Here is a 24409-nt window from a genome sequence, read left to right as displayed (position 1 = left end):
CGGCCCGGCGGGCGGGCCGTCTCCTAAACTCGAGAAGTGCCCGTCGCTCCCGCCGTCAGCGTCGAGGGCCTGGTGATGCGCTACGGCGACAAGGTGGCCGTCGACGGGCTCAGCCTGAGCGTCGAGCCGCACACGATCACCGCGGTCCTCGGCCCCAACGGCGCCGGAAAGACCACCACGCTCGAGACCTGCGAGGGCTACCGCGTGCCCCAGCAGGGCACGGTCCGGGTCCTCGGACTCGACCCGGTACGCGACCGCCGCGCCCTGCTCCCCCGCATCGGCGTCATGCTCCAGAGCGGTGGCGCCTGGGGCGGCGTCCGTGCGGTGGAGATGCTGCGCCACGTCGCCCGGCTGCACGCGCACCCGGTCGACGTCGACCTCCTCGTCGAGCGGCTAGGACTCGCCGACTGCGGCCGGACGCCGTACCGGCGGCTCTCCGGCGGCCAGCAGCAGCGTCTGGGCCTGGCGATGGCGATCGTGGGTCGCCCCGAGCTGGTCTTCGTCGACGAGCCGACCGCCGGCCTGGACCCCGCGATCCGCCGCACCGTGTGGGAGCTGCTGGAGGAGCTGCGGGCCGACGGCGTCACCGTGGTGCTCACCACCCACTACATGGACGAGGCCGAACGGCTCGCCGACCGCGTGCACATCGTCGACCGCGGCACCCTGGTCGCCTCCGGGACGCCGCTCGAGCTCACCCGGGGCGGCTCGGTCGCCACGATCCGGCTCGTCGTCACCGAGCCCTTCCCGCCCGGGGCTCCAGAGTCGCTGGCCACCGTGCTGGGCGCCGGCACCGAGGTCACCCAGCTCGACGCCGTCAGCCTGCGGATCACCGGGCCGGCCGACGGCTCGACGCTGGCGAAGGTGTCGCGCTGGTGCGAGGAGCACGACGTGCTGCCGGAGTCGCTGACCCTCGGCCAGCGCAACCTCGAGGACGTCTTCCTCGACCTCACCGCCCTCTCCGCGCCGCTCACGGAGCCGTCATGACCAGCACCTTCGCGCCCGCGCCCGGCGCCGCCCCCGTCGTGCGGCAGATCCTCACCCAGGCCTCGATGGAGGCCCGGCTGATGCTGCGCAACGGCGAGCAGCTGCTGCTCGCCGTGGTGATCCCGGTGATCATCCTGGTCGCCGGCGTGCGCGGCTCCGAGCGGATCAACCTCGACTACGACGTGCAGACCTTCGCGCCGGGCGTCCTTGCGCTGGCGATCATGTCGACGTCGTTCACCGCGCTCGCCATCGCCACCGGCTTCGAGCGCCGCTACGGGCTGATCAAGCGCCTGGGGGCCTCTCCCCTGTCACGCACCTCGCTGCTGAGTGCCAAGGTGCTCGCCCTGCTGGCCGTCGAGGCCCTCCAGGTGGTCGTGATCGGCGGGGTCGCCTTCGCCATGGGCTGGGAGCCCGACATCTCGGTCCTCGGCCTGCTGGTCACGATCCTGCTCGGCACCACGGCGTTCGCCTCGCTGGGCCTGCTGCTGGCCGGCGCGGTGCGCGCCGAGGCGACGCTGGCCGTGGCGAACCTGGTCTACCTGCTCCTCATGGCCGGCGGCGCCGTCGTCCTGCCGGCCTCCGCCTACGGCTCCTTCGGCGACGTCGTCACCTGGCTCCCCTCGGGAGCGCTCGGCGAGGCGATGCGCGCCGCGCTCGACGACGCCGCGGTCGCCTGGCGCGGCCTCGCGGTGCTGGCGGCCTGGACCGTGATCGGCTCGATCGCGACGGCGAAGACCTTCCGGTGGGAATGAGAATGGGAGTGAGCAACGTGCTGGACAAGGTCCCGGGACTGGCCGGGGCCGGGCGGTTCGTGAAACCGCTCGGGTGGGCGAGCCTGGTCGCCAACATCGGGATCGTGGTGACCGGAGGCGCCGTCCGTCTCACCGGATCGGGCCTGGGCTGCCCCACGTGGCCGCGCTGCACCGACGAGTCGTTCACGCCGCACGGCGAGCTGGAGCTGCACTCGGCCATCGAGTTCGGCAACCGGCTGCTCACCTTCGTGCTCACCGCGGTCGCGATCGCGACCTTCGTGGCCGCCTGGCAGACCGGACGTCGTCAGCTCCGGGTGCTCGCGCTCGTCCTGGCCCTGGGGATCCCGGCCCAGGCGGTGATCGGCGGCATCACCGTGCTCACCGACCTCAACTCCTGGATCGTCGCGCTGCACCTGCTGGTCTCGATGGCGATGGTCGGCACCGCGGTGCTGTTCCTGCGCCGGATCGACGATCCCGACGCCGTCTGGACCCGCGGCGGCGCCCAGACCCTCGCCTGGATCACCTTCGCCGCCGCCTGGGTGGTCCTCTACCTCGGCACCATCGTGACCGGGGCCGGCCCCCACGCCGGCGACGACGAGACCCCCCGCAACGGCCTCGACCCACTCCAGATGAGCCAGCTGCACGCCGACTCGGTCTTCCTGCTGATCGGCCTCAGCATCGGCCTGGTCTTCGTCGCCGGCACCGCCCGTCGCGCCGTGCTGGTGCTGCTTGCCGTCGAGGCCGGCCAGAGCGTCATCGGCTTCGTCCAGTACTTCACCGACCTCCCCGAGATCCTCGTCGGCGCCCACATGCTCGGCGCGGCCCTCATCTCCGCCGCCGTCACCTGGGCTGTGCTCGCGATCGTCCTGCGCACCCCGGGGCAGAACTCCCCCGCGGCGTCACAGGTGCGGTCTGCTGCTGTCGGAGGTTGAGGCGGGCCGCACCGCCGAGGCCCGACGACCCGTTCCGCGCAATTGCGCCGTTCGGGTCACCCCCACCCCGCTCGACCGACCCGTTCCGCGCAATTGCGCCATTCGGGTCACCACCACCCCGCTCGACCGACCCGTTCCGCGCAATTGCGCCGTTCGGGTCACCACCACCCCGCTCGACCGACCCGTTCCGCGCAATTGCGCCGTTCGGGTCACCACCACCCCGCCCGACCGACCCGTTCCGCGCAATTGCGCCGTTCGGGTCACCACCACCCCGCTCGACCGACCCGTTCCGCGCAATTGCGCCGTTCGGGTCACCACCACCCCGCCCGACCGACCCGTTCCGCGCAATTGCGCCGTTCGGGTCACCACCACCCCGCTCGACCGACCCGTTCCGCGCAATTGCGCCATTCGGGTCACCACCACCCCGCTCGACCGACCCAATCCGCGCAATTGCGCCATTCGGGTCATCGCTGTGCTGGGCAACGGCATCCGGCCCACCGACGCCCGCCAGTCCGCCCCAGCCCCACCCAGCACACCAGGCGGGCCGAGGAGCCTCAGCGCGTCAGCAGCGGGTCGAGCGCGACGGCGACGAAGAGCAGCGACAGGTACAGGTTGGAGTGGTGGAACAGCCGCATCGGCTGGATCAGGCTGAGGTCCTCGGTGCCGCGGGCGCGGCGCCACATGCGGTGGGCCTCGACCAGGAAGATCGCGCCGAGGATGACGGCGACCACCGGGTAGACCGGGCCCGTGGAGGCCACCGGCCAGAGCAGGAGCGAGGTGGCGACCATCACCCAGCTGTAGAGCACGATCTGGCGGGCGACCTCGGCGGCGGGCTTGACCACCGGCAGCATCGGGACGTCGACGTTGGCGTAGTCCTCGCGATAGCGCAGGGCGAGGGCCCAGGTGTGGGGCGGGGTCCAGAAGAACACCACGGCGAAGAGCACGATCGGGACCCAGGACAGCTCGCCGGTGACGGCGGTCCATCCGATCAGCGCCGGGAAGCAGCCCGCGATGCCGCCCCACACGATGTTCTGCGTGGTGCGGCGCTTGAGGAGCATGGTGTAGCCGAAGACGTAGAACGCGTTGGCGAGCACCGAGAGCACCGCCGAGAGCGGGTTGACCCACACCGCCAGCACCACGGTGGAGAGCACGGCCTGCACGGTGGCGAAGATCAGCGCCGCCGCGGGGGTGACGACGTGGCGCGGCAGCGCGCGGCGCCGGGTGCGCCGCATCTGCTCGTCGATGTCGCGGTCGTAGACGCAGTTGTAGGTCGAGGCGGAGCCGGCCGAGAGGGCACCGCCGACGACGGTCGCGACCACCAGGCCCAGCGGCGGCACGCCACGCTGGGCGAAGAACATCACCGGAACGGTGGTGAGCAGCAGCAGCTCGATGACCCGTGGCTTGGTGAGCCCGACGTAGGCCGCGACGACGTCCTTGAAGGTCGCCTTGGGCGCGGCCTTCACCGAGGCCGGACCCCGTTCGGGGTCGGGCTGCCCGAGGGCGGGGCGCGATTCGCCGACGTAGGTCACAAAGCTCCTCGCGGAGTTCGAGTGCTGGGGATCAGCAGGGTGGGTGCCGGGCGATCGAGCCGCTCGGGCGCTGTGAGTCTAACGCCCGAGGTGAGTAGGCTCGGTACCACCCGAGAACATGTCTTTAGGAGCCCCGTGAGCGACAGCGCAACCCTCGACTGGACCGATCTCGATGCGAAGGCGGTGGACACCGCCCGGGTGCTGGCGATGGATGCCGTGCAGAAGGTCGGGAACGGCCACCCCGGCACCGCCATGAGCCTGGCCCCGGTGGCCTACCTGCTGTTCCAGAAGGTGATGCGCCACGATCCGGCCGACCCGGGCTGGATCGCCCGCGACCGCTTCGTCCTCTCGTGCGGCCACACCAGCATGACGCTCTACAACCAGCTTTACCTCGGTGGCTTCGGCCTCGAGCTCGAGGACCTCAAGTCCCTGCGCACCTGGGGGTCGCTGACCCCGGGGCACCCCGAGCTCGGCCACACCGTCGGCGTCGAGATCACCACCGGGCCGCTGGGCCAGGGCGTCGGCAACGGCGTCGGGATGGCGATGGAGGCGCGGCGGGTGCACGGCCTGCTCGACCCCGAGGCGGCCCCCGGCGAGAGCCTGTTCGACCACCGCGTCTACATCCTGTGTTCCGACGGCGACCTCGAGGAGGGCGTCAGCGGTGAGGCGAGCTCGATCGCCGGCACCCAGGAGCTCGGCGCCATCACGATGATCTACGACCGCAACCGGATCTCGATCGAGGGCGACACCGACATCGCCTTCACCGAGGACGTCGCCAAGCGCTACGAGGCCTACGGCTGGCACGTGCAGACCGTCGACTGGACCCAGGGCGGCACGGAGTACCGCGAGGACGTCCCCGCTCTCTACGACGCCATCCAGGCCGCCGACGCCGTCACCGACAAGCCCTCGCTGATCGTGCTCGACACCATCATCGCCTGGCCCGCCCCCAACGCCCAGGGCACCGAGAAGGCGCACGGCAGCGCGCTCGGCGACGAGGAGGTCGCGGCCACCAAGAAGGTGCTCGGCTGGGATCCGGAGAAGACCTTCGAGGTGCCCGACGACGTGCTCGCGCACACCCGCAAGCTGGGAGAGCGCGGCTCGGCCGCGGGCGCGGAGTGGGACAAGCGCTACGACGCCTGGCGCGAGGCCAACCCCGAGAAGGCCGAGCTCCTCCACCGGCTCAAGGCCCAGCGCCTTCCCGACGATCTCGCCGCCGCGCTGCCGGTCTTCGAGGCCGACGCGAAGGGCATCGCCACCCGGGCGGCCTCCGGGAAGGTGCTCAACGCGATCGCGCCGGTGATGCCCGAGCTGTGGGGCGGCTCCGCCGACCTCGCGGGCTCGAACAACACCACCATCGAGTCGGCGCCCTCGTTCGCTCCCACCTCGCGCAGCACCGGCGAGTGGACCGCCGACCCCTATCAGGGCCGCGTCCTCCACTTCGGGATCCGTGAGCACGCCATGGGCGCGATCATGAACGGCATCGCCGCCGACCGGATCACCCGCGTCTACGGCGCCACGTTCCTCACCTTCTCCGACTACATGCGTGGCTCGGTCCGGCTCGCCGCGCTCAGCCACCTGCCGGTCACCTACGTCTGGACGCACGACTCGATCGGCCTCGGCGAGGACGGCCCCACCCACCAGCCCGTCGAGCACCTCGCGGCGCTTCGGGCGATGCCCGGCCTCGACGTCGTCCGGCCTGCCGACGCCAACGAGACCTCGGTCTGCTGGCACGCCGTCCTCGAGCACACCGACCGGCCCTCGGCCCTGGTGCTCACCCGACAGAACGTGCCGGTCTTCCCCCGCGGCGTCGACGAGAGCGGCCAGCGCTGGGGCGAGGCCTCCGGGGCCGCCAAGGGCGGCTACGTGCTGCTCGACACCGAGGGCACCCCCGACGTCGTCCTGCTGGCCACCGGCTCGGAGGTCCAGCTCGCCGTCGGCGCCCGGGATCTGCTCGCAGCCGACGGCATCTCGGCCCGCGTGGTGTCGCTGCCGTGCCTGGAGTGGTTCGAGGCGCAGGACCAGTCCTACCGCGACTCGGTGATCCCGCCGACGGTCAAGGCCCGGGTCTCGATCGAGGCCGGGGTGAAGCAGGGCTGGCGCGAGTACGTCGGCGACCACGGCCGCATCGTCTCCCTCGACCACTTCGGTGCCTCGGCCGACTACCAGCGCATCTACGAGGAGTTCGGCATCACCGCCCAGGCCATGGCGGACGCGGCCCGCGACAGCATCCGCGCGGTCACCGCCTGAGCCCCACCAGTCCGGTTCCACCCATCCGATCCCAGGAGAACCCATGACCGACCGACTCAAGGCCCTCGCCGACGCAGGCGTCTCCATCTGGCTCGACGACCTCTCTCGCGAGCGGATCGAGTCCGGCAACCTCGCCGAGCTGGTCAAGGACAGCCACGTCACCGGCGTCACCACCAACCCGACCATCTTCGCCGCCGCGATCGCCGACGGCGAGCGCTATGACGCGCAGGTCAAGGACCTGGTCGCGGCCGGCAAGGACGTCGACGCGGTGATCTTCGACCTCACCACCGACGACGTCCGCAACGCCTGCGACGTGCTGGCGCCCGTCGCCGAGGCCACCGCCGACGACGGCCGGGTCTCGATCGAGGTGGAGCCCGACCTCGCCAACGACACCGAGCGGACCATCGCCTCGGCGCAGGCGCTGTGGCAGGCCGTCGACCGGCCCAACGCCCTGATCAAGATCCCCGCCACCAAGGAGGGCCTGCCCGCCATCACCGCCGCGATCGCGCAGGGCATCAGCGTCAACGTCACGCTGATCTTCAGCACCGAGCGCTACCGCGAGGTGATGGACGCCTACCTCAGCGGTCTCGAGCAGGCCCGCGACGCCGGCCTCGACCTGTCGAAGATCCGCTCGGTCGCCTCGTTCTTCGTCTCGCGCGTCGACACCGAGGTCGACAAGCGGCTCGACGAGATCGGCACCGACGAGGCACTGGCGCTCAAGGGCAAGGCCGCGGTCGCCAACGCGCGCGTCGCCTACGGCGCCTTCGAGGAGGTCATGGCCAGCGACCGGTGGCGCGTGCTCGCCGAGGCGGGCGCGAACCCGCAGCGCCCGCTGTGGGCCTCCACCGGGGTGAAGAACCCCGAGTACCCCGACACGATGTACGTCACCGACCTGGTGGTCTCCGGCACGGTCAACACGATGCCGGAGAAGACCCTCGAGGCGTTCGCCGACCACGGCGAGGTGCTCGGCGACATGGTCACCGGCCGGGGCGCGGAGGCCCAGGAGCTGCTCGACCAGGTCTCGGCCGCCGGCGTCGACTTCGCCGACGTGATGGACGTGCTCGAGACCGAGGGCGTCGACAAGTTCAAGGCGTCGTGGCACGAGCTGGTCGACACCGTGCAGGGTCAGATGGACAAGGCGGCCCAGTGACCCAGGGCCCGGTCGACGCGACCGCCACCCCGGCCTGGGCTCGACTCTCCACCCTCGCCGAGGAGCTCGAACCCGACCTGCGGGCCTGGTTCGCCGACGACCCCGGGCGCGTCGAGCGGTTCACCTTCACCGCCGGCGACCTCGTGGTCGACCTGTCCAAGGACCTCCTCGACGACGACATCCTCACCGCCCTCCTCGATCTCGCCGCCGAGACCGGCGTCACCGAGCGACGCGACGCCATGTTCGCCGGTGAGCACATCAACGTCACCGAGGACCGTGCGGTGCTGCACACCGCGCTGCGCCTCCCCCGGGAGGCGACGTTGGAGGTCGACGGCCAGGACGTCGTCCACGACGTGCACGAGGTGCTCGACCGGGTCTACGCCTTCGCCGACGCCGTGCGCGACGGCACGTGGACCGGGATCACCGGTGAGCGAATCCGCACGGTGGTGAACATCGGGATCGGTGGCTCCGATCTTGGGCCGGTGATGGCCTACGAGGCGCTGGCCCCGTACCGGCTGCCGGGGCTGGAATGCCGGTTCATCAGCAACATCGACCCCACCGACGCCGCGACCACTCTGGCCGGCCTCGACCCGGCCACCACCCTGTTCATCGTGTCGAGCAAGACCTTCGGCACGCTGGAGACCCTCACCAACGCCCGCCTGGCCAGGTCGTGGCTGCTGGAGGCACTCGCGGCGCTCGGCGTCACCGACACCGACGCGGCGGTCGCCAAGCACTTCGTGGCGGTCTCGACCGCGCTCGACAAGGTCGCCGACTTCGGCATCGACCCGGCGAACGCGTTCGGCTTCTGGGACTGGGTCGGGGGCCGCTACTCCGTCGACTCCGCCATCGGCACCTCCCTGGTCATCGCGATCGGGCCGGAGCGCTTCCGCGAGCTGCTCGGCGGCTTCCACACCATCGACGAGCACTTCCGCACCACCGAGCCGGCGCGCAACGTGCCCCTGCTCATGGGGCTGCTGAACGTCTGGTACTCCAACTTCCTCGGCGCGCAGAGCCATGCGGTCCTCCCCTACACCCAGCTGCTGCACCGCTTCCCCGCCTACCTCCAGCAGCTGACGATGGAGTCGAACGGCAAGGGCGTGCGCTGGGACGGCTCACCGGTCACCACGACGACCGGCGAGGTGTTCTGGGGGGAGCCGGGCACCAACGGCCAGCACGCCTTCTACCAGCTCATCCACCAGGGCACCCGGCTCATCCCGGCCGACTTCATCGCCATGGCCAACCCGAGCTATCCGCTCAAGGACGGCGACACCGACGTCCACGAGCTGTTCCTGGCCAACTTCCTGGCCCAGACCCGGGCACTGGCGTTCGGCAAGACCGCCGAGGAGGTGCGCGCCGAAGGCACGCCCGAGGCGATCGTCCCGGCCCGGGTGTTCTCCGGGAACCGCCCCACGACGTCGATCATCGGCCCGGAGCTCACGCCCTCGGTGCTCGGACAGCTGGTCGCCCTCTATGAGCACCTGACCTTCGTGCAGGGCGCGGTGTGGGGCATCGACAGCTTCGACCAGTGGGGCGTCGAGCTCGGCAAGCAGCTGGCCCAGCAGGTCGGCCCGGCGATCGCCGGCGACGCCGACGCGCTGGCCGAGCAGGACGCCTCCACCCGCGCGCTGATCGACTACTACCGCAAGCACCGACGAGGTGCGGCCGGGTGAGCCCGCGGCCCTACGTCAACCCGCTGCGCCAGGAGCAGGACCGACGGCTCCCCCGCATCGCGGGCCCGTGCGGGATGGTGCTGTTCGGCGTCACCGGCGACCTGTCCCGCAAGAAGCTGATGCCGGCGATCTACGACCTCGCCAACCGCGGGCTCCTGCCCCCGGGCTTCAGTCTCGTCGGCTTCGCCCGCCGCGACTGGGCCGACCAGGACTTCGCGCAGATCGTGCACGACTCGGTCAAGGAGCACGCACGCACCGAGTTCCGTGAGGAGGTGTGGAACCAGCTCGCCGAGGGCTTCCGGTTCGTGTCCGGGTCCTTCGACGACGACCACGCCTTCGAGGAGCTGCGGCGCACGGTCGAGGAGCTCGACGACGTCCGCGGCACGGGCGGCAACTACGCCTTCTACCTCGCCATCCCGCCGGGTGGGTTCGGGACCGTGGCCGACCAGCTCCACAAGCACGGCCTCGCGGAGTCCACCGAGGACACCTGGCGCCGCGTCGTCATCGAGAAGCCGTTCGGCCACGACCTCGCCTCCGCGCGAGAGCTGAACTCCGCGCTCGACGCGGTGTTCCCGCCGTCGACGATCTTCCGGATCGACCACTACCTCGGCAAGGAGACGGTCCAGAACATCCTCGCCACCCGGTTCGCCAACACCATGTTCGAGCCGCTGTGGAACAACAAGTACGTCGACCACGTGCAGATCACCATGGCCGAGGACGCCGGCATCGGCGGCCGGGCCGGCTACTACGACGGCATCGGCGCGGCCCGCGACGTCATCCAGAACCACCTGCTCCAACTGATGGCGCTGGTGGCGATGGAGGAGCCGACCTCGTTCGAGGCCGAGCCGCTGCGCATCGAGAAGCAGAAGCTCCTCTCCAGCATCCGGCTGCCGCGGCGCCTGGACCGCGGCACCGCGCGCGGTCAGTACGCCGCGGGGTGGGCCGGCGGCGTCAAGGTCCTCGGGTTCACCGAGGAGGAGGGCATCCCCGCCCGCTCGCACACCGAGACCTACGCCGCGCTCACCCTCCACGTGGAGAACCGCCGGTGGGCCGGCGTCCCGTTCTACCTGCGCACCGGGAAGCGCCTGGGGCGCCGGGTCACCGAGGTGGCCGTCGTCTTCAAGCGCGCGGTGCACCAGCCGTTCACCGCGACCTCGGTCGAGGACCTCACCCAGAACGCGCTGGTCATCCGGATCCAGCCCGACGAGGGCATGACGCTGCGCTTCGGCGCGAAGGTGCCCGGCACCGCGATGGAGATCCGCGACGTGAACATGGACTTCGCCTACGGCGGCACGTTCACCGAGTCCTCGCCGGAGGCCTACGAGCGGCTGATCCTCGACGTCCTCCTCGGCGACCCACCGCTCTTCCCGCGGCACGAGGAGGTCGAGCTGTCCTGGAAGATCCTCGACCCGGTGCTCGACCGCTGGGCGGACGCCGGCAAGCCGGAGGACTACACGCCGGGCACCTGGGGGCCGGCGTCGGCCGATGAGATGCTCGCGCGCGACGGACGCGTCTGGAGGCGACCGTGATCGAGCTGATCGACACCAACTCCGCGGCGATCGCCGCCGAGTTCGTCCGCGCCCGCACCCGGGCCGGCTCCCCCGCGATGGGCATGGTCATGACCCTCATCGTCGTGGTCGACGAGGCGTCGGCCGAGGAGGCGATGACCAACGCCCGCAAGGCGACCCAGGAGCACCCCGCGCGGGTTCTCGGCGTCGTCCTCGGCTCCAAGCGCGGCTCGGCGCAGGTCAACGCCCAGGTCGGCACGGGAGCCGGCTGGGGCGGAGAGGCCGCGGTCATCCGTCTCGAGGGCGAGGTGGTCAAGCACGCCGACTCGGTGGTGCTGCCGCTGCTGCTGCCCGACTCGCCGGTCGCGATCTGGTGGCCGCACGACGCACCCGCCGAGCCGGCGTCCGATCCGCTGGGCCGACTCGCCCGGCGCCGGATCACCGACGCCGCGGAGGTGCACCGCGGCAAGCGCACCGCGCTGCGCACGCAGTGCGAGTCCTACGTCGCCGGCAACACCGACCTGGCCTGGACGCGGCTCACCGCGTGGCGGGCGCTGCTCGCGGCGTCCCTCGACCAGCATCCGCTCAAGGTCACCTCGGCGCGGGTCACCTCGGAGCAGACGAGCCCGAGCGCCGACCTGCTGGCCGCGTGGCTGCGCAACCGGCTCAAGGTCGAGGTCACCCGGCACCGCTCGGCCGGGCCGGGCATCACCGAGGTCGTGATGGAGACCCGCGAGGGGCCGATCCGGATCTCGCGCTCCGACGGCCGGCTGGCGACGTTCACCTCACCGGGCCAGCCCGACCGGCCCATCGCGCTCAAGCGCCGCAAGGTGCCCGAGCTGCTCGCCGAGGAGCTGCGTCGTCTCGACGAGGACGACGTGTACGCGGCCACCATCACCAGCCTGGCCAAGGAGTCGAAGTGAGCGAGCACCGGATCGAGCCGCGCATCGAGGTCCAGCCGACTCCCGAGGCGCTCGCCACCGCGGTGGCCGGCGAGCTGCTCAGCCGGCTCGCCGACCTCCAGGCGGCCGGTCGCGTGCCGCAGATCGCGCTGACCGGCGGCACCATCGCCGACGCCGTCCACCGCGAGATCGCGCGGCTCTCGCCCGAGTCGGGGGTCGACTGGGGCGCCGTGGTCGTGTGGTTCGGTGACGAGCGCTTCGTCGCACCCGACTCCCCCGACCGCAACGCCGGCCAGGCCCGCGCTGCCTTCCTCGACGCCGTCGGCGCGAGCCGGGTCTACGAGATCCCGGCCACCGACGCCGCGGCGACGGTCGAGGACGCCGCGGCGGCGTACGCCGAGCTGATCCGCGCGCACGGCTCGGGAGCGTTCGACGTCGTGATGCTCGGCATCGGCCCCGACGGCCACGTCGCGTCGCTGTTCCCCGGCCTGCCGGGCGTGACGGTCACCGACGCGATCGCGATCGGCGTCCACGACTCCCCGAAGCCGCCGCCCGAGCGGGTCTCCCTCACCCTGGAGTGCCTCAACCGCGCCGACGCGATCTGGTTCCTCGCCTCCGGAGAGTCCAAGGCCGACGCCGTCGCCCGCGCCCTCGCCGCCGAGGGCTCGGTGGGCGAGACCCCGGCCCGCGGAGTGGTCGGGCGCCCGCCGTCCGATACCCCCTCGGTGCCGACCCACCCCACCGCCCCGCATCCCGACCCGAACGACACCCCCACCGAGATCACCTGGTGGCTCGACCCCCAAGCCGCGGCCGAGCTCTGACTGAACGCCGAGTCGGCACTTCTGCTCAACACAAGTGCCGACTCGGCGTGACGCCACGGTTGTCCACAGGGCAGCTGAGCCGCAGATTGAGCTGATGCGGCGGCGGGCAGCAGGCCGTATGCGCATCGACCACCTGTTGACCCGGTCCCACCTCGACGACGACTTCCCGCTGCCACTGGATCACCCGTTCACCGTTTCGATGGCCGAAGCGGCGGGGGTCACCCGCTACAACCTGAGTCGGCTCATCGACGCCGGACTGATCCGGCATCCGGTGCGGGGTGTCTGCCTGGCCACCCAGGCAGGCGACTCGGTCCGGCTGCGAGCCGAGAGCCTCTCCCTGATCGTCCCTGACGACTACGTCGTGTGCGATCGTCATGCCGGATGGCTCCACGGGGCCGACATGATCCTGGCGCCGGGCGAGAACCAGGTCCTTCGTCCGATCTCGGTGTTTCGTCCGGCCGGCCGAGGGCGGCTGCGCCGAGAGCTGGCCGACAGCGGTGAGCGGAACCTGCGCCCCAGCGAGATCATGGTCGTCGACGGCGTCCGAGTGACCACCAGGCTCCGCACCGCCTGGGATCTGGGACGGCAACGCTCCCGCGACGCGTCCCTGTCGTGTCTGGACCAGATGTTCCGCATCGGTGGGTTCGACAGGGAGGAGTTCCTCGCCGGGATCCCCCGATTCCGCGGGATGCGCTGGGTCACCCGGCTACGCGAGCTGGGTCCGCTCGCCGACCCGCTGGCGGCCTCGCCGGGCGAGTCCTGCCTCCGCCTGCGGTGGATCGACGCCGGTCTCCCCAGCCCCGAGCTCCAGGTCGCGATCCGCCGCGACGGCGTCCTGCTGGGCATCGTCGACCTCGCCTGCGAGAAGGTCCGCTACGCCGCCGAGTACGACGGCGAGGAGTGGCACTCGTCCACCGAACAGATCAACCACGACCACACCCGACGCACCGGACTGGCCTACGACGACTGGCAGGTCGACGTCTTCGACAAGACCCACGTGTTCGGGCGCAGGGTCAATGTCGAGCAACTGCTCAGACAGGGCTACGCGGCCGCGCTGGCTCGGTCCTAGAACGCCGAGTCGGCACTTCTGCTTAGCAGAAGTGCCGACTCGGCGAAAAAGAAACAGTCAGAAGATGATCTCGCCGGACTTGCGGCGGGTGCGGAGGAGTTGGATGGCCTCGTCGAGGATGACCTCGGCCTCCTTGTCGGAGCGGCGCTCCTTCACGTAGGCGAGGTGGGTCTTGTAGGGCTCGATCTTGGGCGCCGGGGGCGGGTTCTCGGAGTCGAGGGAGGCCGGAAGGCCGCACTTGGGGCAGTCCCAGGACTCGGGGACGACGGCCTCGACCGCGAAGGTGATCACCGAGCGGTGCTCGTGGGAGCAGAAGTAGGTGACGGCTTGACGCGGGGCGGCCTCGCCCCGCTCCGCCTCACCCATCGGGCCGGCGCCGACCCGACTGCCGCGAATCGCGTTTCCTCCACCTGCCATGTGTCTGACTCCTCGTTCGATCCGGGGTGATGCGGGTGCCGTGCGAGTGCCGCGGGTGCGGTCAGTATGCCTTGACGAGACCCAGGGCGATGACGCAGGCGAACCAGATGACGCCGGTGCCGATCGTGAAGCGGTCGAGGTTGCGCTCGGCCACCGAGGAGCCGCCGAGCGAGCTCGACACGCCGCCTCCGAACATGTCGGAGAGGCCGCCGCCCCGCCCCTTGTGCAGCAGCACCAGCAAGATCATGAGCCCGCTGGCCAGCAGCAACAGGACGGTGAGGATCAGTTCCACGTTCACGAGCAGGAATCCTACGTCAGGAGGGCCGTTGTCACAGCGTCGGCATGTCGTAGTAGCGGCAGATTCCGCCGAACTCGTCCGCCTGCAGGCTCGCGCCGCCGACCAGCGCGCCGTCAACGTCGGGCTGAGCCATGATGCCGGCGACGTTGGAGGCCTTGACCGAGCCGCCGTACAGGATCCGGACGCCGTCGGCGGCGGCGTCGCCGAAGTCCTCCCGGATCTGCGCGCGGATGGCCTGGCAGACCTCCTGCGCGTCCTCGGGCGTCGCGACCTCGCCGGTGCCGATGGCCCAGACGGGCTCGTAGGCGATGACGAGATCCGCGACCTGCTCGGGCGTGAAGCCGGCGAGCGAGCCCACCACCTGCGCCATCGTGTACGGCACCTGCTCGCCGGCCTGGCGGACCTCGAGGCCCTCGCCCACGCACACGATGGGCGTCATGCCGGCATCGACGGTGGCGTGCGCCTTGGCGCTGACGACCTCGTCGCTCTCGTTGTGGTGCTCGCGGCGCTCGGAGTGACCGACGATGACGTAGGAGCAGCCGAGCTTGGCGAGCATCGCGGCCGAGATCTCGCCGGTGTAGGCGCCGGACTCGTGGGCCGAGACGTCCTGCGCGCCGTACTTGACGGCGAGGCGGTCGCCGTCGACGAGCGTCTGGACCGAGCGCAGGTCGGTGAACGGCGGGATCACCACGACCTCGACGGCGGCGTGGTCGTGCCGCTTGTCGGACAGGGTCCAGGCCAGCTTCTGCACCAGGACCACCGCCTCCTGGTGGTTCAGGTTCATCTTCCAGTTGCCCGCCATCAGCGGCGTGCGGGTGGGCTTTGCCATGCCGAGTCCTAGTCCTTGGTGCTGTCTGACGTCTCGAGGACGGTGATTCCGGGAAGCTCCTTGCCCTCGAGGTACTCGAGGCTGGCGCCGCCGCCGGTGGAGATGTGACCGAAGGCCGTCTCGTCGAAGCCGAGAGCACGGACGGCGGCAGCGGAGTCGCCGCCGCCGACGACCGAGAGGCCGCCACGCTCGGTGACGTCGATCAGGGCCTGCGCCACGGCTCGGGTGCCGGCGGAGAACTCAGGGGTCTCGAAGACGCCCATCGGACCGTTCCAGAACACGGTGCGGGCATCGGACAGCGCCGAGCTGAACTCGGCCGCGGAGGCCGGTCCGATGTCGAGTCCGAGCGAGTCGGCCGGGATCTGGTCGGCCGCCACGACCTGGGGTGCGGGCGCCCGCTCGCCGCCGGGGAACTCGGTGTCGACCACGACGTCGACCGGCAGCAGGATCTGCACGCCCGACTCGGCCGCGCGCTGGAGGTAGGAGCGGCAGGTCTCGACCTGGTCCTCCTCCAGCAGGCTCTTGCCGACCTCGTGGCCCTGGGCCTTGAGGAAGGTGAACACCATCCCGCCGCCGATGAGGAGCTTGTCGGCCTTGCTGAGCAGGTTGTCGATCACGCCGAGCTTGTCGGAGACCTTCGAGCCGCCGAGGACGACGACGTAGGGCCGCTCGGGGTCGGCGGTGAGCCTGCGAAGGACCTCGATCTCGGTGCCCACCAGGCTGCCCATCGCGTGCGGGAGCCGCTGGGCGACGTCGTAGACGCTGGCCTGCTTGCGGTGCACCACGCCGAATCCGTCGGAGACGAAGGCGTCGGCGAGGTCGGCGAGCTGGTCGGCGAAGGCGCTGCGCTCGGCGTCGTCCTTGCTGGTCTCCCCCGGGTTGAACCGCACGTTCTCCAGGACGACGACGTCGCCGTCCTCGAGCGCCGCGACCGCCGCCCGCGCCGACTCCCCGACGGTGTCTTCGGCGAACGCGACCGGCTTCCCGAGGAGCTCACCGAGCCGCCGGGCCACCGGAGCGAGCGAGAAGCGCGCCTCCGGGGCGCCCTTCGGGCGACCGAGGTGCGCGGTGACGATCACCCGCGCGCCGGCGTCGGACAGCGCCTGGATCGTCGGCACGCTCGCGCGGATCCGGCCGTCGTCGGTGATCACCAACGCATCGTCGGGACCATCGAGCGGGACGTTGAGGTCGGAGCGGACCAGGACCCGCTTGCCTCGGACGTCGCCCAGCCCGGCGTACTCCCCCATCCTCAGAGCTCGGCGCCGACGAGCGCGGTGAGGTCGGCGAGGCGGTTGGAGTAGCCCCACTCGTTGTCGTACCAGCCGACGACCTTCACCAGGTTGCCGTTGACCTTGGTCAGCGGCGCGTCGAAGATGCACGAGGCCGGGTCGGTGACGATGTCGCTGGAGACGATCGGGTCGGTGGAGTACCGCAGGACGCGGCCGTCGGCGGCGGCCTTGACCACCGCGTTGACCTCCTCGACGGTGGTGTCGCGGCCGGCCTCGAAGGTGAGGTCGGTGGCCGAGCCGGTGGGGACGGGCACCCGGAGCGCGTAGCCGTCGAGCTTGCCCTTGAGCTCGGGCAGCACCAGGCCGATGGCCTTCGCGGCGCCGGTGGAGGTGGGCACGATGTTGAGCGCGGCGGCGCGCGCCCGGCGCAGGTCCTTGTGGATGTTGTCCTGCAGGTTCTGGTCGGCGGTGTAGGCGTGGACCGTGGTCATCAGGCCCTTGACGATGCCGAACTCGTCGTTGAGCACCTTGGCCATCGGGGCCAGGCAGTTGGTGGTGCAGGAGGCGTTGGAGATGACCGTGTCGGTCTTCGGGTCGTAGTCGCCCTCGTTGACGCCCATCACGATGGTGACGTCCTCGTTGGTCGCCGGGGCGGAGATGATGACCTTCTTGGCGCCGCCCTGGTCGACGTGCGCGCGCGCCTTGTTGGCGTCGGTGAAGAAGCCGGTGGACTCGATCACGACGTCGACGTCGTTTTCGCCCCACTTGAGGTTGGCGGGGTCGCGCTCGGCGAACGCCTTGATCTCCTTGCCGTCGACGATGATGGCGTCGTCGGTGGAGGTGACGTCTGCGTCGAGGCGACCGAGGATCGAGTCGTACTTCAGCAGGTGGGCCAGCGAGGCGTTGTCGGTGAGGTCGTTGATCGCCACGATCTCGATGTCGAGGTCCGAGGCGCGCACGGCCCGGAAGAAGTTGCGGCCGATGCGGCCGAAGCCGTTGATTCCTACGCGAACGGTCACTGCGATCTGCTCCTGAATGCTCGACTGGATACACGACGGACGATGCACCGCGAGCCTACAAGCCGAGCGTGCTCCGCCGACATCCAGACCGGCGTACGTGCGGGTAACCGCGAGCCGCGGGTGAACCCGGGTCGGACCCCCGGCGCCGGGTCAGTCGTCGGCGAGCATGTCGGCGGTCAGCGAGGCCTCGGTGTCGGGCACGCCGAGCTCCTCTGCGCGCTTGTCGGCCATGGCGAGCAGCCGGCGGATGCGGCCGGCGATCGCGTCCTTGGTGAGCACGGGGTCGTGGAGCTGACCGAGCTCCTCGAGCGAGGCCTGCTTGTGCTCGAGCCGCAGCGACCCGGCGAGCTTGAGGTGGTCGGGCACCTCGTCGCCGAGGATCTCCATCGCGCGCTCGACCCGGGCGCCGGCGGCCACGGCCGCACGTGCGGAGCGGCGCAGGTTGGCGTCGTCGAAGTTGGCGAGCCGGTTGGCCGTGGCGCGGACCTCGCGCCGCATCCGCCGTTCCTCCCAGGCGAGCAGGGTCTCGTGGGCACCGAGCCGGGTGAGCAGCTGACCGATGGCGTCGCCGTCTCGGATGACCACCCGGTCGACTCCACGCACCTCGCGCGACTTGGCCTGGATCCCGAGCCGCCGGGCCATGCCGACCAGGGCCAGCGCGGCGTCCGGTCCCGGGCAGGTGACCTCCAAGGACGAGGACCGGCCCGGCTCGGTCAGTGAGCCGTGGGCCAGGAAGGCGCCGCGCCAGGCGGCGACCGCGTCGCAGGCACCGCCCGAGACGACGGCGGGCGGCAGCCCGCGCACCGGCCGGCCACGCTGGTCGAGCAGCCCGGTCTGCCGGGCCAGCGACTCGCCGTCGCGCACGACGCGGACCAGGTAGCGGCTCCCCTTGCGCAGCCCGTTCCCCTGCACCATGACGACGTCGGACTTGTGGCCGTAGACCTCGTCGATGTCGCGGCGCAGCCGCCGGGCCGCGGCGCCGGTGTCGAGCTCGGCCTCCACGACGATCTTGCCGCTCACGATGTGCAGGCCGCCGGCGAAGCGCAGCGTGGTGGCAACCTCGGCCTTGCGACAGCAGGTCTTGGTGATCTGGGTGTTGGCGAGCTCCGCCTTCACCTGAGCCGTCATCGCCATGGGGGCGAGTCTTCCACGCTGGTCAATCACCCTCGACGACGCCCCGACCGCTCCCCGACGCCGCGTCGTCGTCTCGACACGCCGACTCACACCGACTCGCGCCGACTCGCGCCGACTCGCGGTCAGTCGGCGGTGTCGATGATGCGGGCGAAGGCGGCGGCGAGCTTGGCGGGGTCGTGACGGGGGGTGCCGTCGTCGCGGGCGACGTCGTCGACGACCAGCCGGGCGCCCGCGTCGGTGGCGGCGCGGTGGAGGTCGAGACGCTGCTCGTCGGAGAGGTTGGCCGCGTCGGCGAGGACGGTGTGGATCTGCAGGCCCGGCGCGTGCTCGAAGAGGACGGCGAGATGGTCGGCCGGACCGAAGCCCCCGGTCTCGCCCTGCTGCTCCTCCAGGTTGAGGACCACCACGAGTCGCGCATCGGTGTTGACCATCGCCTCGCGCAACGCCGGCACCCGCACGTGCGGGATGACCGAGGAGAACCAGGACCCCGGACCGATGAACCCCCAGTCGGCCTCGGCGATCTTGGCGAGGGCGACCTCGCTGACCGGCGGGTCGGGCGGCTCGAGGTCGACCGAGGTGATGACGCCCTCGGTGGTGGCGACCTGCACCTGGCCGCGGACCGTGGTGAGCGCGTCGGGGTCGCCGGGCACCAGGCCGCGGACCTCGGCGCGGATGTCCATCGGCGCCAGCGCCATCGGCAGCACCCGCCCCTTGGCGCCGAGCAGGCGTCCCACCCAGTCGAGTGCGTCGACGGGATCCCCGAGCAGCTCCCACAGGCCCACGATCAGCAGGTTGCCGACGACGTGGCCGCGCATCTCGCCGTGCCCCTGGAACCGGTGCTGGAGCACCCGGGCCCAGGTATCGCCCCAGGTGTCGGAGCCGCACAGCGCCGCCAGCGCCATCCGCAGGTCGCCGGGTGGGAGCACGTTGAACTCGCCGCGCAGCCGACCCGACGAGCCGCCGTTGTCGGCGACGGTGACGATGGCGGTGAGGTCGTCGACGGCGAGGTCGTCGACCAGCATCCGCAGCGCCGTCAGCGTGGCGTGCAGGCCGTGGCCGCCGCCGAAGGCGACCGTCGCCTGCGCGCGCAGCGGCGCGCTCACTCCCGCCCCAGGTCGCGGTGGACCGGCTTGGCGTCGAGCCCGGCCTCGACCAGACGGCGCGCGATCTCCTCGGTCATCGCGACGCTGCGGTGCTTGCCGCCGGTGCAGCCGATCGCGACCCGCATGAAGCGCTTGCCCTCACGCAGGTAGCCCTCGGCGACGCCGGTGAGGACCGGAAGGTAGCCCTCGAGGAACTCCTCGGCACCGGGCCGCGAGCGCACGTACTCGGCGACGTCGGCGTCGCGACCGGTGTTGTTGCGCAGCTCGGGGACCCAGAACGGGTTGGGGAGGAACCGCATGTCGGCCACGAAGTCGGCGTCGATCGGGATGCCGTACTTGAACCCGAAGCTGATCACGTTGACCTTCAGCGCCGTGGAGTCCGGGGTGCCGAAGGCCTCGGCCACCCGGTTGGTGAGCTGGTGCACGTTGAGCGAGGTGGTGTCGATGACCAGGTCGGCCACCGCACGGAGCTCGGCGAGCGCGCGTCGCTCGCGGGTGAGTCCGTCGAGGAGCCGGCCCGAGGCCTGCAGGGGGTGGGGCCGGCGCACCGCCTCCTGCCGGCGGACCAGGACCTCGTCGGCGGCGTCGAGGAACAGCAAGGTGGTGCGGCGGCCGGTGGCGCCCTGGGCGAGCAGGCTGCGCAGGGTGCCGAAGAACGACCCCGAGCGCACGTCGATGACGACGGCGACCGGTTGCGCCCTCCCCTGGGTCTCGTCGACCAGCCGGACGATGTCGGGCAGCAGGCTCGGCGGCAGGTTGTCGACCACGAAGTAGCCGAGGTCCTCCAGCTCCTTGGCGGCCGTGCTGCGGCCGGCGCCGGTCATCCCGGTGACGACCACGACCTCGCCCTGGCCGTCCGCGGCGGCGCGGTTGGCTTCGTTCATTCGGTGATCTCTCCTGTCGCGGTGTTGACCGAGACAGTCTTGCTGGTCGCCGCGGCCTGCTCCACCGCGTCCTTGATCGCCTCGGCGGTGCGCGGCCCGATCCCGGGCACCTGCGCGATGTCGGCGACGTCGGCCTCGCGCAGCTTCTTCAGCGAGCCGAAGTGCTTGAGCAGGGTCTTGCGCCGCACCTCGCCGAGTCCGGGGACGTCGTCGAGCATGCTCTCGACCATCGTCTTGGAGCGGCGCCCGCGGTGGTGGGTGATGGCGAACCGGTGCGCCTCGTCGCGGACGCGCTGCAGCAGGTAGAGCCCCTCGGAGGAGCGCGCGAGGATCACCGGGTCCTCCTCGTCGGGCAGCCACACCTCCTCGAGCCGCTTGGCGAGACCGACGACCGGGATGTCGTCGATGCCGAGCTGGTCGAGCGCCTGCTTGGCCGCCGCCACCTGGGGCGGGCCGCCGTCGACGACGACCAGTCCCGGCGCGTAGGCGAACTTGCGCGGGCGGCCGGTCTCGGGGTCGACCAGCATCGGGCCGCTCTCGGTGACGCGGGTCTCGGAGTCGGCCTGCTCGTCGAGCAGCCGGCGGAAGCGTCGGGTGATGACCTCGTGCATGGAGGCGACGTCGTTCTGGCCGTCGACCGACTTGATGACGAACCGCCGGTACTCGCTCTTGCGGGCCAGTCCGTCCTCGAAGACGACCATCGAGGCGACCACCTCGGTGCCTTGGAGGTTGGAGACGTCGTAGCACTCGATGCGCAGCGGCGCCTCGTCGAGGTCGAGGGCCTCCCGGATCTCCTCCAGGGCGCGGTTGCGGGTGGTGAGGTCGCTGGCCCGCTTGGTCTTGTGCAGGGCCAGGGACTGCTTGGCGTTGGTGGCGACGGTCTCCTGCAGCGCCTTCTTGTCGCCGCGCTGGGGCACCCGGATCTGCACCTTGCTGCCCTTCAGGTCGCTGAAGAGCGTCTCGAAGGTCGTGGCGTCGGGCGGGAGCTCGGGCACGAGGATCTCGCGGGGCATGCTGTCGGCGATGGTGTCGGGGTCGGGTCCGCCGTAGAGCTGGAGGAGGAAGTCCTCGACCAGCTCGGCGGTGTCGCCGTCGGTGACCCGATCGGCCACCCAGCCGCGTTGGCCGCGGATCCGGCCACCGCGCACGTAGAAGATCTGGACCGCGACCTCGAGCGGGTCCTCGGCCAGCGCGATGACGTCGACGTCGGCGCCGTCGCCGAGCACGACGGCCTGCTTCTCCAGCGCCCGCTGCATGGCACCGAGGTCGTCGCGCAGCCGGGCGGCCTTCTCGAAGTCGAGGGCGTCGGAGGCGGCGTACATCTCCTTCTCGATGCGGCGGATGAACGGCCTGGTGTGGCCGGCCATGAAGTCGCAGAAGTCGTCGACGATCGCTCGGTGCTCCTCGGCGGTGACCTCGCCGACGCACGGCGCCACGCACTTGCCGATGTAGCCGAGCAGGCAGGGGCGACCGATCTGGGAGGACCGCTTGAACACGCCATTGCTGCACGAGCGCATCGGGAAGACCCGGAGCAGGATGTCGACGGTCTCGCGGATGGCCCAGGCGTGGCTATAGGGGCCGAAGTAGCGGGTGCCCTTGCGCTTGGCGCCGCGCCCGACCATCACGCGTGGGTATTCCTCGCCCACGGTGACCGCGAGCCACGGATAGGACTTGTCGTCGCGGTACTTGACGTTGAACCGCGGGTCGAACTCCTTGATCCAGGAGTACTCGAGCTGGAGTGCCTCCACCTCGGTCTTCACCACGGTCCACTCGACGCTCGCGGCGGTGGTGACCATCGCGGCGGTGCGCTGGTGCAGGTTGCCGATGTCCTGGAAGTACGACGAGAGCCGCGCGCGCAGGTTCTTGGCCTTGCCGACGTAGATCACCCGGCCACGAGGGTCGCGAAACCGGTAGACGCCCGGGTCGGTCGGGATCGAGCCGGGCTCGGGGCGGTACGACAGAGGCCCCCGCGTCGTGCGCGGGGTGCGGGTGGGTCGTCGGCTGGCCACGACTCAACCCTACGGAGCACCACGGACAGCGGCGCGCCTGCATTTGTCGATTAACTGATGTCACTTACTCTGTTTTCTATGACCGCACGTGATCGCTATGGCCTCTCGCTGAGCACGGGAGCCGACGCCGCCCGCGAGTACCGGCGCGGCCTGGACGGCGTCCTCAGCCTCCGCGCCGGGGCCGCCGACGCGTTCGCCACCGCGATCGTGTTCGATCCCCGGTTCGCGCTCGGCCATGCCGCACTCGCCCTGGTGGGCCACGACCTGTGCGTCGAGGTCGACCTGGCGGCCCGGATGCGGGACGCCGAACGCTGGGCCCACCTCGGCACCGCTCGCGAGCAGAGCCACGTCGCCGCCGTCCTGGCCCATCTGCGCGGGGACGGGGGCCCGATGGTGCGACACCTGGAGGAGTACCCCGTCGACGCACTGCTGCTCTCGGCCGCTGTGCCGACGATCGCCTTCGCCGGGGTCACCGAGGTTCCGGAGCAGGCCTGGGCGATCGTCGAGGGCGCCGGCCCGGCCTACGGCGACGACTGGTGGTACGCCGGTCTCCTCGCCTTCGTGCGGCAGGAGCAGGGGCGCTTCGAGGAGGCCTACGAGCTCTCCTGTCGCTCGCTGGCCGAGCAACCCGATGCCGGGCACTCGGCCCACGCCCGCGCCCACGTGCACTACGAGACCGGCGACCATGTCGCCGGCCTGACCTGGATGGACGACTGGGTGCTCGGCGACGGCGCCCGTACCGAGAGCCTCACCCACTTCTCCTGGCACGCCGCGATGCACGAGATGTCGCTGGGCGACCTCGACGCCGTCCGCCGCCGCTACGACACCCAGCTCCGGCCCGAGCACGCCACCGGCTGCCGCTCACTGGTCGACTCCGGGTCCCTCCTGGTGCGCTGGGCCCTCTCCCCCGGCGCCGAGTCGGTCCCGGGACTCACCGGTGTCGCCACCGCCGTCGGCCGCGACGTCCTGCTCCGCCCGGCCACGCCCTTCCTCGGCATGCACGCCGCGGTGGCGCTGCTCGCCCTGGGCGACGGCGCCGGACTCACCGCTCTCGCCGAGTGGACGCAGGGGCACAGCCACCCCACGCACCGCGAGGTGGTCGCACCGCTGGCCAGGGCGCTCGGGCTCCTCCACGCCGGCCGGGCATCGGCCGGCGCGAGCGCCCTGGCTGCGCTCGCCGGGTCGGTACGCCGGGTGGGCGGCTCGGATGCCCAGCGCGAACTGGTCGAGGAGGTGCGCATCGCGGCCCTCATCCGTGCCGACCGGTGGGACGAGGCACGCGAGCTGCTCGACGCGCGCCTGGACCGGCGTGCCTCGCCGCGCGACCGGGCCTGGCGTGCCAGCTGCCCCGAGCCGTCGGCTGCGGGGCGTGGGTCAGACCGCCAGGATCTGGTCGCCCTCGACCTTGATCTCCACCGCGGGCAGCGCCACCGTGGCGGGGCCGTCCACCACTGAGCCGTCCGAGATCGAGAACCGGCTGCCGTGCAGCGGGCAGCGGATGCCTTGCGCGTCGACGGCGTCGAGGACGGCCCCCTGGTGGGTGCACACCGCGGAGAACGCCTCGAAGGTCCCCTCGGTCGGCTGGGTCAGCACGATCTTCTGGTCGGCGAGGATGATCCCGCCATCGACCGGCACCTCGGACGTCGAGGCCAGGAACGCTCCGGAGTCGGGCTCGGGCGTGCTCCCGCCCCCGTCCTTGGCAGAGTCGTCGTCCCCGCCGCCGCAGCCGGCCAGCGCCGCTGCCACACCGAGGGCGCCGAGCCCCTTGAACACGATCCGTCGGGTGGGCCGTCCGGTCAGGGGTTCAGTCACGATCGGCTCCTCGATTGCTGGGTGCTGGCTGGGTGGTTCGGACAGGCGCTGAGCCCAGGTAGTTGAAGAGCACACTACGTCGCTGCCCCGCCCCGGGGATGAGAGGAGAAT

General features: G+C 71.3%; 22 protein-coding genes. 11 read left to right on the top strand and 11 right to left on the bottom strand.

Features of this window, described 5'->3' with window-relative positions; genetic code table 11:
* The first annotated feature begins 36 nt into the window (after positions 1–36).
* Genes WMR31_RS08430 through WMR31_RS08420 form a run of 3 tightly spaced genes read left to right on the top strand, consistent with a single transcriptional unit; the run spans position 37 to position 2668 of the window.
* Positions 37–984 carry an ABC transporter ATP-binding protein gene (locus WMR31_RS08430; RefSeq protein WP_340538349.1) on the top strand — a complete coding sequence of 316 codons (948 nt, stop codon included), beginning with the start codon at positions 37–39 and terminating at the stop codon, positions 982–984.
* Complete coding sequence (locus tag WMR31_RS08425) at positions 981–1736, top strand: ABC transporter permease (protein ID WP_340538348.1); 756 nt, start codon at positions 981–983, stop codon at positions 1734–1736. Before WMR31_RS08430 ends, WMR31_RS08425 begins: the two co-directional genes overlap by 4 nt.
* 8 nt (positions 1737–1744) lie before the next feature.
* The gene (locus WMR31_RS08420; protein ID WP_340538347.1) at positions 1745–2668 is read left to right on the top strand and encodes a COX15/CtaA family protein; all 924 of its coding nucleotides are present in this window, start codon (positions 1745–1747) and stop codon (positions 2666–2668) included.
* Positions 2669–3222: 554 nt separating this feature from the next.
* Here WMR31_RS08420 and WMR31_RS08415 read toward each other — a convergent pair.
* On the bottom strand, positions 3223–4197 hold the full coding sequence (locus WMR31_RS08415) for a heme o synthase (RefSeq protein ID WP_445321619.1): 975 nt from the start codon (positions 4195–4197) through the stop codon (positions 3223–3225).
* 135 nt (positions 4198–4332) lie between these two features.
* Here WMR31_RS08415 and tkt point away from each other — a divergent pair, with 135 nt between their 5' ends.
* From tkt to WMR31_RS08380, 7 genes are all read left to right on the top strand, one after another.
* Positions 4333–6444 (top strand): transketolase, encoded by a 2112-nt coding sequence (tkt, locus tag WMR31_RS08410; protein WP_340538346.1) that lies wholly within the window; start codon positions 4333–4335, stop codon positions 6442–6444.
* Positions 6445–6487: 43 nt separating this feature from the next.
* Complete coding sequence (gene tal, locus WMR31_RS08405; protein ID WP_340538345.1) at positions 6488–7594, top strand: transaldolase; 1107 nt, start codon at positions 6488–6490, stop codon at positions 7592–7594.
* Positions 7591–9264, top strand: coding sequence for a glucose-6-phosphate isomerase (gene pgi / locus WMR31_RS08400; protein WP_340538344.1), 1674 nt, complete (start codon positions 7591–7593; stop codon positions 9262–9264). Before tal ends, pgi begins: the two co-directional genes overlap by 4 nt.
* Positions 9261–10793 carry a glucose-6-phosphate dehydrogenase gene (gene zwf / locus WMR31_RS08395; protein WP_340538343.1) on the top strand — a complete coding sequence of 511 codons (1533 nt, stop codon included), beginning with the start codon at positions 9261–9263 and terminating at the stop codon, positions 10791–10793. Before pgi ends, zwf begins: the two co-directional genes overlap by 4 nt.
* Complete coding sequence (locus WMR31_RS08390) at positions 10790–11695, top strand: glucose-6-phosphate dehydrogenase assembly protein OpcA (RefSeq protein ID WP_340538342.1); 906 nt, start codon at positions 10790–10792, stop codon at positions 11693–11695. The genes zwf and WMR31_RS08390 overlap by 4 nt, the downstream gene beginning before the upstream one ends.
* On the top strand, positions 11692–12495 hold the full coding sequence (gene pgl, locus WMR31_RS08385) for a 6-phosphogluconolactonase (protein WP_340538341.1): 804 nt from the start codon (positions 11692–11694) through the stop codon (positions 12493–12495). Before WMR31_RS08390 ends, pgl begins: the two co-directional genes overlap by 4 nt.
* Before the next feature lie 118 nt (positions 12496–12613).
* The gene (locus WMR31_RS08380) at positions 12614–13564 is read left to right on the top strand and encodes a type IV toxin-antitoxin system AbiEi family antitoxin (protein ID WP_340538340.1); all 951 of its coding nucleotides are present in this window, start codon (positions 12614–12616) and stop codon (positions 13562–13564) included.
* A gap of 57 nt (positions 13565–13621) precedes the next feature.
* On the opposite strand, the gene WMR31_RS08375 is transcribed toward WMR31_RS08380, so the two are convergent.
* From WMR31_RS08375 to uvrC, 9 genes are all read right to left on the bottom strand, one after another.
* Positions 13622–13981 (bottom strand): RNA polymerase-binding protein RbpA, encoded by a 360-nt coding sequence (locus WMR31_RS08375; protein WP_340538339.1) that lies wholly within the window; start codon positions 13979–13981, stop codon positions 13622–13624.
* Positions 13982–14042: 61 nt separating this feature from the next.
* The gene (gene secG / locus WMR31_RS08370) at positions 14043–14273 is read right to left on the bottom strand and encodes a preprotein translocase subunit SecG (protein ID WP_340538549.1); all 231 of its coding nucleotides are present in this window, start codon (positions 14271–14273) and stop codon (positions 14043–14045) included.
* A gap of 37 nt (positions 14274–14310) precedes the next feature.
* Positions 14311–15108, bottom strand: a complete 798-nt coding sequence (gene tpiA, locus WMR31_RS08365) for a triose-phosphate isomerase (protein ID WP_340538338.1) — start codon at positions 15106–15108, stop codon at positions 14311–14313.
* 8 nt (positions 15109–15116) lie between these two features.
* Positions 15117–16355 (bottom strand): phosphoglycerate kinase, encoded by a 1239-nt coding sequence (locus WMR31_RS08360; RefSeq protein WP_340538337.1) that lies wholly within the window; start codon positions 16353–16355, stop codon positions 15117–15119.
* Between the two features lie 2 nt (positions 16356–16357).
* On the bottom strand, positions 16358–17356 hold the full coding sequence (gene gap / locus WMR31_RS08355) for a type I glyceraldehyde-3-phosphate dehydrogenase (RefSeq protein WP_340538336.1): 999 nt from the start codon (positions 17354–17356) through the stop codon (positions 16358–16360).
* Positions 17357–17506: 150 nt separating this feature from the next.
* Entirely contained in the window at positions 17507–18490 is a 984-nt protein-coding gene (gene whiA / locus WMR31_RS08350) for a DNA-binding protein WhiA (RefSeq protein WP_340538335.1), read from the bottom strand.
* A 122-nt stretch (positions 18491–18612) separates the two neighbouring features.
* Entirely contained in the window at positions 18613–19593 is a 981-nt protein-coding gene (locus tag WMR31_RS08345; protein ID WP_340538334.1) for a gluconeogenesis factor YvcK family protein, read from the bottom strand.
* Positions 19590–20477, bottom strand: a complete 888-nt coding sequence (gene rapZ / locus WMR31_RS08340) for an RNase adapter RapZ (protein ID WP_340538333.1) — start codon at positions 20475–20477, stop codon at positions 19590–19592. The genes WMR31_RS08345 and rapZ overlap by 4 nt, the downstream gene beginning before the upstream one ends.
* Positions 20474–22486 (bottom strand): excinuclease ABC subunit UvrC, encoded by a 2013-nt coding sequence (uvrC, locus tag WMR31_RS08335; protein ID WP_340538332.1) that lies wholly within the window; start codon positions 22484–22486, stop codon positions 20474–20476. Before uvrC ends, rapZ begins: the two co-directional genes overlap by 4 nt.
* Positions 22487–22564: 78 nt before the next feature.
* Here uvrC and WMR31_RS08330 point away from each other — a divergent pair, with 78 nt between their 5' ends.
* Positions 22565–23941 (top strand): tetratricopeptide repeat protein, encoded by a 1377-nt coding sequence (locus tag WMR31_RS08330; protein WP_340538331.1) that lies wholly within the window; start codon positions 22565–22567, stop codon positions 23939–23941.
* On the opposite strand, the gene WMR31_RS08325 is transcribed toward WMR31_RS08330, so the two are convergent.
* A complete protein-coding gene (locus WMR31_RS08325; RefSeq protein ID WP_340538330.1) occupies positions 23861–24298 on the bottom strand; it encodes a Rieske (2Fe-2S) protein in 438 nt (145 codons plus the stop codon). The genes WMR31_RS08330 and WMR31_RS08325 overlap by 81 nt on opposite strands.
* Positions 24299–24409: the final 111 nt, after the last annotated feature.

Source organism: Nocardioides epinepheli (assembly GCF_037936805.1).
GTDB lineage: Bacteria > Actinomycetota > Actinomycetes > Propionibacteriales > Nocardioidaceae > Nocardioides.
The sequence above is the reverse complement of the archived record's forward strand: the minus strand, read 5'-3'. Positions and strand labels throughout refer to the sequence as shown.

Coding starts and splice junctions, on each gene's coding strand:
- WMR31_RS08425 (WP_340538348.1), top strand. CDS start 981: ATGACCAGCACCTTCGCGCCCGCGCCCGGCGCCGCCCCCGTCGTGCGG.
- tal (WP_340538345.1), top strand. CDS start 6,488: ATGACCGACCGACTCAAGGCCCTCGCCGACGCAGGCGTCTCCATCTGG.
- WMR31_RS08380 (WP_340538340.1), top strand. CDS start 12,614: ATGCGCATCGACCACCTGTTGACCCGGTCCCACCTCGACGACGACTTC.
- WMR31_RS08375 (WP_340538339.1), bottom strand. CDS start 13,981: ATGGCAGGTGGAGGAAACGCGATTCGCGGCAGTCGGGTCGGCGCCGGC.
- tpiA (WP_340538338.1), bottom strand. CDS start 15,108: ATGGCAAAGCCCACCCGCACGCCGCTGATGGCGGGCAACTGGAAGATG.
- WMR31_RS08360 (WP_340538337.1), bottom strand. CDS start 16,355: ATGGGGGAGTACGCCGGGCTGGGCGACGTCCGAGGCAAGCGGGTCCTG.
- whiA (WP_340538335.1), bottom strand. CDS start 18,490: ATGGCGATGACGGCTCAGGTGAAGGCGGAGCTCGCCAACACCCAGATC.
- rapZ (WP_340538333.1), bottom strand. CDS start 20,477: ATGAACGAAGCCAACCGCGCCGCCGCGGACGGCCAGGGCGAGGTCGTG.
- WMR31_RS08330 (WP_340538331.1), top strand. CDS start 22,565: ATGACCGCACGTGATCGCTATGGCCTCTCGCTGAGCACGGGAGCCGAC.